12 protein-coding genes are annotated in these 11,739 nt (G+C 50.0%); 3 read left to right on the top strand and 9 right to left on the bottom strand.

The annotated features are described in order from the left end of the window. Positions 1–50: 50 nt before the first annotated feature. The 3 genes from HMPREF2952_RS00450 to HMPREF2952_RS00440 form a co-directional block, all read right to left on the bottom strand. Positions 51–2,081 (bottom strand): Mu transposase C-terminal domain-containing protein, encoded by a 2,031-nt coding sequence (locus HMPREF2952_RS00450; protein WP_283120689.1) that lies wholly within the window; start codon positions 2,079–2,081, stop codon positions 51–53. Between the two features lie 167 nt (positions 2,082–2,248). Continuing rightward, on the bottom strand, positions 2,249–2,506 hold the full coding sequence (locus HMPREF2952_RS00445; protein ID WP_049352586.1) for a helix-turn-helix domain-containing protein: 258 nt from the start codon (positions 2,504–2,506) through the stop codon (positions 2,249–2,251). A 63-nt stretch (positions 2,507–2,569) separates the two neighbouring features. Continuing rightward, positions 2,570–2,782, bottom strand: coding sequence for a hypothetical protein (locus tag HMPREF2952_RS00440; protein WP_049352588.1), 213 nt, complete (start codon positions 2,780–2,782; stop codon positions 2,570–2,572). Positions 2,783–3,105: 323 nt separating this feature from the next. Between HMPREF2952_RS00440 and HMPREF2952_RS00435 the strand changes: the two genes are divergently transcribed. Continuing rightward, on the top strand, positions 3,106–3,870 hold the full coding sequence (locus HMPREF2952_RS00435; protein WP_063076376.1) for a S24 family peptidase: 765 nt from the start codon (positions 3,106–3,108) through the stop codon (positions 3,868–3,870). 345 nt (positions 3,871–4,215) lie between these two features. On the opposite strand, the gene tsaD is transcribed toward HMPREF2952_RS00435, so the two are convergent. From tsaD to HMPREF2952_RS00415, 4 genes are all read right to left on the bottom strand, one after another. Further along, a complete protein-coding gene (gene tsaD, locus HMPREF2952_RS00430) occupies positions 4,216–5,286 on the bottom strand; it encodes a tRNA (adenosine(37)-N6)-threonylcarbamoyltransferase complex transferase subunit TsaD (protein WP_004520888.1) in 1,071 nt (356 codons plus the stop codon). 99 nt (positions 5,287–5,385) lie between these two features. Next, positions 5,386–6,573, bottom strand: coding sequence for a c-type cytochrome biogenesis protein CcsB (ccsB, locus tag HMPREF2952_RS00425; RefSeq protein WP_004520889.1), 1,188 nt, complete (start codon positions 6,571–6,573; stop codon positions 5,386–5,388). Beyond that, complete coding sequence (locus HMPREF2952_RS00420) at positions 6,566–8,518, bottom strand: cytochrome c biogenesis protein ResB (protein WP_049344298.1); 1,953 nt, start codon at positions 8,516–8,518, stop codon at positions 6,566–6,568. Before HMPREF2952_RS00420 ends, ccsB begins: the two co-directional genes overlap by 8 nt. A 268-nt stretch (positions 8,519–8,786) precedes the next feature. Next, the gene (locus HMPREF2952_RS00415; RefSeq protein ID WP_003684518.1) at positions 8,787–9,410 is read right to left on the bottom strand and encodes a c-type cytochrome; all 624 of its coding nucleotides are present in this window, start codon (positions 9,408–9,410) and stop codon (positions 8,787–8,789) included. A gap of 215 nt (positions 9,411–9,625) precedes the next feature. On the opposite strand from HMPREF2952_RS00415, the gene yihA reads away from it, so the two are divergent. After that, the gene (gene yihA / locus HMPREF2952_RS00410) at positions 9,626–10,267 is read left to right on the top strand and encodes a ribosome biogenesis GTP-binding protein YihA/YsxC (RefSeq protein ID WP_036492739.1); all 642 of its coding nucleotides are present in this window, start codon (positions 9,626–9,628) and stop codon (positions 10,265–10,267) included. 344 nt (positions 10,268–10,611) lie between these two features. Further along, complete coding sequence (locus HMPREF2952_RS00405) at positions 10,612–11,073, top strand: PepSY domain-containing protein (RefSeq protein WP_224783388.1); 462 nt, start codon at positions 10,612–10,614, stop codon at positions 11,071–11,073. 104 nt (positions 11,074–11,177) lie between these two features. On the opposite strand, the gene HMPREF2952_RS00400 is transcribed toward HMPREF2952_RS00405, so the two are convergent. After that, the gene (locus HMPREF2952_RS00400) at positions 11,178–11,396 is read right to left on the bottom strand and encodes a hypothetical protein (protein ID WP_049328316.1); all 219 of its coding nucleotides are present in this window, start codon (positions 11,394–11,396) and stop codon (positions 11,178–11,180) included. After that, entirely contained in the window at positions 11,374–11,607 is a 234-nt protein-coding gene (locus HMPREF2952_RS00395) for an RNA-binding S4 domain-containing protein (protein WP_002221492.1), read from the bottom strand. The genes HMPREF2952_RS00400 and HMPREF2952_RS00395 overlap by 23 nt, the downstream gene beginning before the upstream one ends. Between the last annotated feature and the right edge of the window lie 132 nt (positions 11,608–11,739).

The raw sequence follows: 11,739 nt of genomic DNA, 5'->3' as shown, positions 1-11,739 counted from the left end.
TTTAAATTAGTGAATAAACCTTGTTTAAAACCCCGAAAGGTCGTCTGAAATCAAGCCAGCATCGCCCGTTTGGACAACGCCTTATACTCATTGCTTTGCGGATACCGCTCCAGCCATCTTTGCGCCTGCGGCGGCAAATCCGTCTGACCGCAAAGACGCTGATACAGCGCAAACCGCTCCGATGCTTCGGACGGTACCGACCATCCCGCAGCAGCTTCCGTTTCAGACGGCATTTCCACCGTCTTCACTGCCACAGCCTCGACCGTTAAATCGTCCTCACGGTTTCGGCGTGCTGCCAATGCGGCAGCCTTAGCCTTGATTTGACCCATATCCAGCACCATCCCCCCGATATTGACCGAGTCCTGATGTTCGATGGTCGGTACGCGGCGTTCTTTCAGGATGTTTTGTTGTTGAAGCTCGTTGCGTTTCAGACGCTCGTCGTTGCGTTTGTCTTCCGCGCGCTCCAAGACGCTGACAGGCATATAATCCGTCGAATTTCCATGCCATTCCGCTTTGCAGATAAGGCGGCCGACATCGTCGTAAATCCAAACCCAAAGCGCGTCCTGCACGTCGTAGCCGACCCTGACCGTTTCGCCGTTGAACTCCATCAGTTCGGCGGAATAATAAGTATTGCTGAACAGCGATACCTCTCCGCGCCGTACCGTGCGCATCACCTGCGGTCGGAACAAATACCCTTCCTCCTCCGGCGACACTCTCGGCGGCTCGCCAAACTCCGCCACCTTCAAAGCCCAAAACTCATTAGGCGACATATGCCGGCGTTTGCCATCGCGGTCGGTAAACTTAGGCAGCGAACGGTGCGGTCGGTCGTTATATTCGTCCACCACCCGTTCGATATAGCCCTTAAACTCATCCCAAGTAGGAATCGGCGAATTCAAAATCTTCCCGTGCAGGCGGACTTCCTTACGCGACAACTTAAACAGCTTCTGCCGCGCCTCGTCGTCCATATTTTTTCCCACAAAAGACGGCAGGTTCGCCGCCGCCCGTGTGAAAATATTATGGCTGCGTTCCGACGCGCCCTTCGCTTGCGAGTTATAAGCCCGCGAATGCGTCATCGTCATACCCAGCCTGCCCATCAGACCCGTTGCCTCATCCGTCATCATCAAGTTTTCAAAGCCACGACCCCAGTCCACATACCAAAGCGCACCGATGGCCGCGCGGCTCGCGTGGCTTAAAGCCTCAAGCACGGTAAACCGGCTTTCCGCCAGCCCCACGCTCCAGCCCATACACCGTCTTGTGCCAACGTCCAAAACCGTCGTAATTTCAGGTCTGAACGGCAGCCCCGATAACGGATTCAACACCTCCGCATCAAACGTATGACCGTCGGCGGTGTAGATGGCGGCAGGTTTCAAGTGCAGGAAATCGCGCCGTTTGTGCGGCAGGATATTTTTCAAATCCCGCGCGCCGCGTCGTCCGCGTTCACGCTCCACATTGCCAAGCTTGCCCAACCACCGGCGCACCTGATGGATACTCGGCACATCGCCCCCTCTCCCCGTGGGAGAGGGTTGGGGAGAGGGCAAAGCCTCCAGCCTGTTCACAAACAAGCGGTAAGCTTCAGAAACAGAAGGCTTCATCGGCAGCCGGTAGCATTCCAAAAACACCGGCAGCCAAGACGGGACGTTCATATCCTCGGTTCTAGATTTCGGCGCGAGGCTGTTAGATTCCCGCGCCGCAAACCACCTCTTGATGGTCCGTACGCTCGGCAGCTTCCCACCGCCGCCGCGCCCGTCGGCAGCCAAAGAAAACAGCTTCGCAATATGCTCGAAGCCAGGCATCTTCGCCTGCGTCAAAACAGTCGTCATCGCCGCCTCCTTCGACACACCCGATTCCGCCATTACCAGCTCGACCGCAGACAAAACCCCGCGTCGTGCCGATTCGCACAGCCGTTGTTGCTCCGTCGAGCCGTCCGCAACGCCGATGGTAAGCTGTCCCCCTCGCACATCGGGAGAGGGCAGCCCCGCCTCCTCGCCGCCTTTTTCTTCATAAGAAGACAGGGGGGCGGGCAAATCTGACAAACCGCCCAAAACCTCGTTCAGCTTCTTCGCCTGAATCAGTTTCAACACCTCTGGGGGCGGTGCATATTCGCGGCGTTTGCCGTTTTTCCCACCCTGACAAGAGGCTTCAATAAAAGACCACTTCTCTCGTTCAACCTTATATAAGATTGCTCTGTTCGTCTTAGGAAATTTTTCCAAGTTCATTTCCAATAACTCGGAAATCGAATAATGCGTTTTCATGCTGCCGCCTCTTTATATAAATAAGCATAGCGGGGGCGGATGCGCCGCCCGTCTTTCGTCCACCGTTCAGGCCACAGCTCATACAAGGGCTTGCCCAACACTTTCGCAATCGCCATCTCGCCGGCAGTCGACGGCTTTCTCAAAGCCTGACGCACTGTGCTTTCGCCTATACCTGCCATCGCAGCCACATCGGCAAGCGACAGTCCCTTCATTTTGATTTCCGCCCGTATCATTTCAGGATGCATACCACTCATCGTTTTCCTTTCTTTATTATCTAGACAGGTCGTCCGCCGTTTCAGACGACCTGTTTAACCTTATTAAATTCGACGAATAAAGTTCCAAGTATCAGCATTCAAACCTATAGCACAGGCATCGTAATAACCGCCTTTCACTTCGGTTTTCTCTCCACCCAACCATTCGATGACGAATTTTTTAGTCTTCCCGCGACCATATTCCAATATCCGCCCCACTGTACTTTCTTGATTCATATCCCAATCGTTCATCTGCATAATATTTGCAATGTGCTTCATTTTGATTCCTTTCTGTATAAAGTATCTAAGCAAAACCGCTTAATCGGTCGTCCGAACCGTTTCAGACGACCTGTTAAACAGTCTCCTTCCTGACGGGCCGAATACCCGTCATTTTTTTGGCTATTTCCAAATTGTTAAAGAACACTGCAAAATCGGTTATACTGTTTTAAAGTTGCCGTTTCGCTGTTTTTAAAATTATATAACTTGGAAATTATTTCGCAACTAAAATTTCCATGCTTTTCTATGTTGTTTTGACAAGTGATTGTTTTAAATATGAAAATAATTTCTAAGATTTTTTCCATGTTTTTAATTGGAGCATGGAAATGAAAGAGCCAAAATTCAGCATCTCTGAAATTCAGAATTTGATTACCCAGTTGAATCTGATAAGCCTGCCGAATACAACACGCGCCATTCAATACAGGGCAGAAAGAGAACATTGGGAATATGAAGAAGCACCTTCACAAGGTGGGAAGAAAGGTGTTAAAAGAATCTACCCTCTTCCTCCTTATGTTATTGATGAATTGGAACAAAAAGGCTTGCTCCATTTGATAGATGGCGCGGAAACAGACACACCGCTTGAAGTCCGCAACACTCAACCCGATGTAGCGCATATCGAAAATATGGATTACGCAGACTGGGCGGCACGTCAGGATACGCGCGACATCGTACCCGTCCGCTATTACAAAGAAGTCTTCGCCAGCGCAGGCAGCGGCGCAATACCGTGGGATACCAACCCCGAAGCCATGTGGTTCCGAACCGCCTTCTTCAAACACCTGCAGCTCTCCCCCGCAGACTGCTTCTGTACCCGTATCGACGGGGACAGCATGTTTCCAACCCTAATCGACCAAGGCACCGTCCTATGGCAAACCGCCACGCGCTACACCCGGGAAGGAATCTACCTCTTCCGGCAACAAGACGAACTCCGAGTCAAACGCCTGCAACGCCTGACCGCCGATACACTCAACATCATCAGCGACAACCCAAATAAATCCATCTACCCGACAACCCAACTGACCCTGTCCGCCTCCACCCCCGCCGACTTCCAAATCCTCGGCAAATACCTCTGGAGCTGCGGCATATCAAAATAAACAACTTCCCGATAATTCCCATGACAAAAAAAGCGCGAAACCGACAAAAAACTGTCAGATTTCGCGCTTTTTTCGCAATTCTAAAATTTCCCCCACTTTTTTAAATTTCCTTAGTCTTTCAATAATTTCCGCCTTTTTTTCTCGTTATATATCTATGACAAAACTAACACCACCCCACACTTTTGCAATCAATCAAAGTTAATATTGTAGAAAAAACGGATGAAAAAATTACTCATCTTTTTGAATGAAGTTTTACCGTAAACATCCGTTTCATTAAAGGCCGTCTGAAAACCATGTTTTCAGGTTTTCAGACGGCCTTTCATTGCATCAAAGCAGTCTAATGCATCAACCCTGCTTCACAATATCCGACAGCGGCCAGCGCGGCTTGACATTGAATGCGCCGACAGCCTGACGCTCGGCAAGACGCATCGCGCCGGCAAAGGCAATCATTGCTCCGTTGTCGGTACAATATGCCATCGGCGGGAAATAAACATTGATTTTTTCTTCCTGCGGCTTTGGTTTGCCTTTTTCAGATGGCATTTTGACGGTTAAGCGCGAAAATTCATCACGCAGCTTCCAGTTTGCACCCACACCGCCGGCAACCACCAAAGTTCTGAAGCCGGTATCCAACAACGCTTTTTTGGCTTTGGCCGCCAACACGTCAACCACCGCATCTTGGAAAGCGCGGCAAATGTCGTTACGTGTCTGCTCGGGAATTTCATCGTTGCCGGTTTCGGCGCGGACTTTTTCGACAGCGGTCAAAACGGCTGTTTTCAAACCGGAAAAGCTCATCTGCAAATCGTGCGAATGGAGCATAGGACGTGGGAATGTGAAGGCATCAGGCGTGCCGAGTTTGGCCAGCTCGGATAATTTGGCACCGCCGGGATAAGGCAAACCTAAAAGCTTGGCCGTTTTGTCGAACGCCTCGCCTGCCGCATCATCCACGCTTTCACCCAGCAAGGTGTAATCGCCGATACCGCGTACAGCCATAAATTGTGTATGCCCGCCCGACACCAGCAAAGCGACAAATGGAAATTCAGGCTTGTCGTCTGCCAACAAAGGCGAGAGCAAATGGCCTTCAAGATGGTGGACAGGGATAACGGGCTTACCGATGGCAAATGCCAAGGCGTTGGCGAAGCCTGAACCGGCCAGCAATGCGCCGCCCAAGCCCGGACCTTGCGTAAAGGCAACCGCGTCGATGTCGGCATAGCCTACGCCTGCTTCCTTCAAGCAACCTTGCGTCAACGGCACGACACGGCGGATATGGTCGCGACTGGCCAATTCGGGGACAACGCCGCCGTATTCGGCGTGCATCGCCATTTGTGTGTGCAAATGATGCGCCAACAGGCCGCGCTCGGTATCGTAGAGCGCAACGCCGGTTTCGTCGCAAGATGATTCAATTCCTAATACCAACATGGTTTGAGGCCGTCTGAAAAAATGATTAAAAACGATTCAGACGGCGTTTTCTCCGAAAACGGAAAAAGGCCGTCTGAAATAAAGTGCGGAATAAGCGGTTTACAAAGTGCCGTAAGAATGCAGGCCGCTCAAGAACATATTCACGCCGATAAAGGCAAAGGCGGTAATGACCAGGCCGATGACTGCCCACCAAGCCAACACCCTGCCGCGCCAGCCTGCCACCAGCCGCAAATGCAACCAAACAGCGTAATTCAGCCAAACGATGAATGCCCAAGTTTCTTTCGGGTCCCAGCTCCAATAGCGACCCCACGCAGAGGCTGCCCACAATGCGCCGAGAATGGTGGCAATCGTGAAGAATAAGAAACCGACAGCAATCGCTTTGTACATAACTTCTTCAATGACTTGCGAGTGCGGCAGCCATGATTTTTTGCCCGCATCTTCTTTTCTGAGCGCCAGCAGTTCGGCAATACCCAGCATGGCAGCGATACAGAATGCGCCGTAGCCGATAAAGTTGGCCGGAACGTGGATTTTCATCCACCAAGACTGCAAAGCCGGAATCAGCGGCTGAATGGCATGAGCCTCGCGTGAAACGCTGTACCATAAGACAAATCCGACCACAATTGCCATAAAGCTGAAGACAAAGCCACCCAGTTTTTGTACGGCAAAACGGCCTTCGTAATAGAGGTACATCAGTGCCGTAATGACCAAGAACAAGATAAATACTTCGTAAAGGTTGGAAACCGGAATATGGCCGGCATCGGGACGCAGCAGATAGCTTTCATGCCAGCGTACCAGCAAACCGACAAAGCCCGCCATCGCGGAAACCCACGCAAACACGGTACCCATGCCCAAAAGCGTATTGGACGACACATTTTTGCGCACCGCCGCTATCGCGCCGACGATATAGGCAAACAAGGCAAAGAACACAAACGCGCATTGCCACATAATCGCCGACTGGCTGCTTAACAGATATTTGAGCAGGAAACCGTCTGCGTGTTTGATGTCACCGCCATACAAATCAACGGCCAAATACGCCAAGCACACGCCCAAAGGGATAAACCAGCGCATCGGTTTGAAAAACCAACCCAGAAAAACGGCAATACCGGCACTCGCCCACAAAATCACCATTTCGTAGATGTCCATGTGCAGACCGGCTTGGGTTTGGGCAATAAACGCACTGATGGCAATCAGCAGTGCGAATGCCCAGTCGAAGAGGTTGAGGTTTCGGATAAATGATTTGTGTGTCAGAAGCTCATGCTCGGGCAAGGCCTGATGTTTGTTATTCATGGTTCAAATCCTTGGCAAGCTGCTGCAATTGCCGTGTGTGTTGCGGAAATTCTTTCTGCAAGTCGCGTTCGTTGCGGCTGGAAGACATGGCAAAACGGATACGGCCGTCTGAAAACAGCAGCCAAGCACGTTTTTCACGGATATAGAACATAAACACCGTGCCCAACACCAGCAATACCGAACCCAAATACACCAAGAATTCCCCCGGAGAACGGGTCATCTGCAATCCGGAAGAGCGCACTTCGGAATAGCCGTCCAATTGCAGCAACATCGGCGCAGGATACTCGGTTAAACCGGTGTACGCATCCATTGCATGCAGCAGGAAGCGGTTGCGTTTTTCATCTTGCGGCCAAGCCGGCAGGTTGTATGTACTGATCGTGTCTTCCAAAGCGGCATTCATCACGCCATAGAGCATCTCATAGAAATAGCCCTGCATTTTTTCCTGCTGATCTTTGGGAATGTTGGTGGTAACAAATTCGTCCAAAGCCAAATAGCCGCCTTTGGCAAAAATCGACAAAGTATTTTCCGCCGCCGCCATGAATTGCTCGCGGATTTCGGCGGGTGCGCCTTTGACGGCGTTGGCAACGGTTTTACGGCGTGCCGCATCGTCTTTCAAATATTGGCGCAAAGCCATAAAGGTATCGATTTTACCGTTTTTATCCATTGGAATGCGCAACCAGCGGTATTGCTGCGCCAAGCCGCTGCGCGTGCCGGTAATGAAGAAATAGTCTTCATCTTGTTTTACCGGCAACATATAGTTTTTATATTCGACCGCCTGCCCTGCTTTGTCGCGGATGCGGTAAACGATAGATGGGCCAATATTGGTGTATTTTTTGCCTTCCTGACGGACAGAACGAACATCATTGATGGCGGATTTCAGGTTTTGCTCTTTTTCAGACGGCTCGCTCATGTCTTCGACGTTCATCGAAGTAAACTGGTCGAATTCCAATTTATAAGAAGCCTTGCCCAAATCCAGCGGAAACTCGCGCATTGAAGTTGCTTTGAGTTTGACCGGAGTACGGTCGGCATCAGCCAGATTCCACGCTTTAAACGTCAAGTCTGAGCCGCCGTCGGCAAAACTTGCCTGATAAACCGTAATACCGTGCAGCGTCAAAGGATAGTTGACGCGGATGGTGTGTTCGCTGACTTTGCCGGTTGCCTTGTCCGTGACTTCCAAGTCGCTGGCGAAATCGCGCGGCATACCGGTATCGTAAAAATCAATATGGAATTTCTTCAATTTGACGGAAAACGGCAAGTCTTGCACGAGCATGCCGTTATCCGCATTCAGAAATACCACGTCCGCGCTCTGACCTTCCGAAATATTGACATTGCCCCTAAACGACAAATTGGACGTACCCAACACGCTTTCGGGCTTAAAGTCTTTGGCGTAAACCGCCGTATTGTCCGGCACGACCCGGCCGGTGAGCATACCGATTTTCAGCAGAATATTGCTGTCTATCAAACCGCCCAAACAAATCACAATCAGCGCGGCATGGGCAAAGATATAGCCCCATTTGTTCATCGCGCCTTTTTTCGCCGCCACCAAAACCGAACCGTCTTCACGCGTAACGGTTTTGCAGCCATAACCTTGTACTTCCAAATACCGTTGTGCGACTTCGGGCGTCACCTGTCCGTCTAAAACGATGGAATGGCGCATTGCCGCCAGCGATTTTTCCTTCGCGTTTTCACGGAACGAACGAATCTCGCGCAAAAACGGCGGAACATTGCGAATCAGGCACAATCCGGTGGAAATCACCAAAAACATCATGATGACAACGAACCACGCCGAGGCATACACGTCGTACAGGCCCAAAAAGCCGAAAATCTGCGACCAAAACGGGCCGAATTTCACCAAATAATCGACTTGCGGCTGGTTTTGCTGCAAGACCGTACCGATAATCGAAGCCACGCCCAACAGGCTGAGCAGGGCAACGGCAAAACGCATGGAGCTGAAAAAGGCAAACCATGGTCTACGGATAAGTGGGACGGATGATGAAGATTTACTCATATCTCAAATGTCGGCTTGGGGCAACCCGATCGGTAGAACGGACTGCTATGACGTGTGATGCGAAAGGAAGAATATTGCATATTGCAGTAAAAATCTTGCCGTCGCTATTTGAAAAAACCAATCAGGCTTATCGGTTTATATTGGCTAAGGCCGTCTGAAGGGTTTTCAGACGGCCTGTATCAATAAACTCGTTTCAGAACGAAATTTAGTGCAAACCTTGAATGAAGTTGGCTACTGCGTTCAACTCTTCTTCGCTCAGGCGGTTGGCAATATCGGCCATGATAGCGTTTTTACGTTGGCCGGATTGGTAAGCTTTCATTTGCTCGACAACGTAAGCTTTGTGTTGGCCGCCCAAACGAGGATAGGCTTGGATTTCAGTACCGCCGCCCGGGATACCTGCGCCGCTAGGGCCGTGGCAAGACATACATGCCGGCAGTTTTTTAGCGCTCAGGCCGCCGCGATAGATTTTCGCGCCCAGCTCTGGGTTTTCTTTAGGATTGGCTTCGCCCGGTTTGCCTTGTTGTTTGGCGTAGTAGGCGGCAGCGTCGCGGATGTCTTGTTCGGACAAGTTCATCACCATCGGTTTCATCACGCCGGCAGCACCGTGGGTACGGGTACCGTCTTTGATGGCCATGGTTTGACCGTAGGTGTAGGCCGCAGCCTGACCTGCCAGTTTAGGATAAGTTGCGATACCGCTGTTACCATCGGCTGCGTGACACGCCGCACAGATAGTAGTCGCTACCTGTTTGCCTTTTTCAGCATCTGCTTTAGGGGCAGCGGAAACCGCACCGGCAGCCAATACCAAGGCCAATAAAGTCAATCGTTTCATGGAGTGCTCCTGATTACAGCATTGCGTACCGCGTCAATGCCTTTTTTATACTCAAATACCGGGGAATTTTCCCGATTAAAACCGATAATTCTATAAACGTGCTATTCTATACCAAGTTTACATTAAATTACTACTCAAATTACCAAACTGCTGCAACATAAATGCCCGATACAAATTATGATGTTGCAGTTTTGTTTCCATGCAAGGAAATACTGATGAACCTTTTTCAAAATGCTAAATTCTTTACAACGGTCAACCATCTGAAAGACCTGCCCGACACGCCGGCCGAGATTGCCTTTGTCGGCCGAAGCAATGCCGGAAAATCCAGCGCCATCAATACTTTAACCAATCATGTGCGCCTTGCCTACGTTTCCAAAACACCGGGCCGCACCCAACACATCAATTTCTTTGAACTGGAAAACGGCAATTTCATGGTCGATTTGCCCGGCTACGGCTACGCGCAAGTACCGGAGGCTATTCGTGCGCACTGGGTCAAACTCTTGGGCGACTACCTGCAACAACGCCGCCAACTGATCGGCCTGATTTTGATTATGGACTCGCGCCATCCGCTCAAGGCTTTAGACATTCAAATGCTGGACTTCTTCCACATCACCGGCCGCCCTGTGCATATCCTGCTGTCAAAAGCAGACAAGCTGTCTAAAAACGACCAGATTAAAACTTTGGCGGCGGTAAAAAAATCACTCAAACCCTACACCGACCGTCAAAAAATCAGCGTTCAACTGTTCTCCAGCCTGAAAAAACAAGGCATGGACGAAGTCAATCAAGTGGTCGGCTCATGGTTTGACGCGCATCGCGAAGAAATCGAGAATCTTGCAGGCGAAACATCGCCTGAATGATTGTAAAACAAGGCGGAATAAGATGAGTTGACCAACCGCAAATCTTATTCCATCATTTGTTTTCTCACCATCGCGTTTACCATTTAATTCGGGGGCATGTCTCACACATGCCTTTTTTTCATCACGCTTTTTTGTTTTCACACGCAAACCACAATCTCCGCCAAATATGCCATCACAACATATCAGCAAGACCGTCTGAAAGAGCGGCTTCGTTCTCCATCATTATTAAAGTGTTAATTTTAGTATTGCAACCAATTACACATCTTAGCATTTTGCTCATATTCAGCTAATTGTTGAGGCATAGAATGCATTCATCGTTCAACAACACAGTAGGAAAGAAAATCATGAAACGCATTAATGCTTTTATTTCAAAAAAACTCATCATTGCCGGTATTATTGCTTCAAGTTTGGGCGTTGCCGGTGCTGCGGGTGCCGTGGCTTTTAAAGAAGGCATGTTTGCGCAGGTTTCCGGTCAGCAAGCGGCAGCAACGGCAGTGGCGCAAGTTGGCGGCGTGGCCAAAGATGTTGATTATAAATACAAACAGCATTTGGGTGGCCGTTATAAGGTGGAAATTTTAAAAGACGGGGTCGAATATGAGGCTCTGGTTGATGCTCAAAGCGGCAAAGTATTGGCGGTAGCGCAAGATAACGATCAAGACAAACGACACTTTGATAAGTATGATAAGCATCATAAACATGACAATGCTGAGCCCTCTTCATCGCAAAATACAGATTATCAGGCTCCTGCCGATGCTGCACCTGGCACACCTGAAAATGCAACCGCTTCCGAGGTAACAAAATCTTAATTTATTTAAACTTTAAAAAAGCCAATGCCGTCTGAAACTTTCAGACGACATTGGCTTTAATGCAGCATTGTTTGAAACACAGCTCCTATCAAGCCCAATCGTTTTCAGACGGCCTTTGCCTCATCTTCGCCATCAGTCCAACCCGCTTCTTTCAATTTCCGCTGTTGCGCATCATATCTGGCTTTTTCCGCCCAATACATTGTCTGGATACAGGCATCGCCGCACTCGCTGCCGCAACATTCCCATGACTCGGGGCGGACAGGTTCGTCTAAAAGCGACTCGCCCAAGATGGCTTCGGCTTTATTCTTCAGGGTCGTATCCATCGGCGATTTCCAAGCGCGCACCGTCAAACTCAATCACTTCGCCGCCGCGTATTTTGGCAGTTTTACGGGTTTCGGTTTCGCCGTTGCGCAACACCAGCCCTTCGGCGATAAATGCTTTTGCCTGTCCGCCGCTTTCGGCAAGGCCGGCCAGTTTCAATAAGTCGCACAACGCGATGTATTCGTTGTCTTCAAGATAGACTGTTGCTTCCATCATTTAATCCTTTTCAATAATGGCGATATTTTAACATGGCCGTCTGAAAGAAAGCCCCCTTCTGTTTTATTTGCTTTATCCAACCTCATTACATTTGGTTTTCAGACGGCCTTTCGCTGCCAACCCTGCTAC

This window comes from Neisseria sp. HMSC068C12, from assembly GCF_001814095.1.
Taxonomy (GTDB): Bacteria; Pseudomonadota; Gammaproteobacteria; order Burkholderiales; family Neisseriaceae; genus Neisseria; species Neisseria perflava.
Note: the sequence above shows the minus strand (reverse complement) of the source record. Positions and strands in the feature narration are given on the sequence as shown.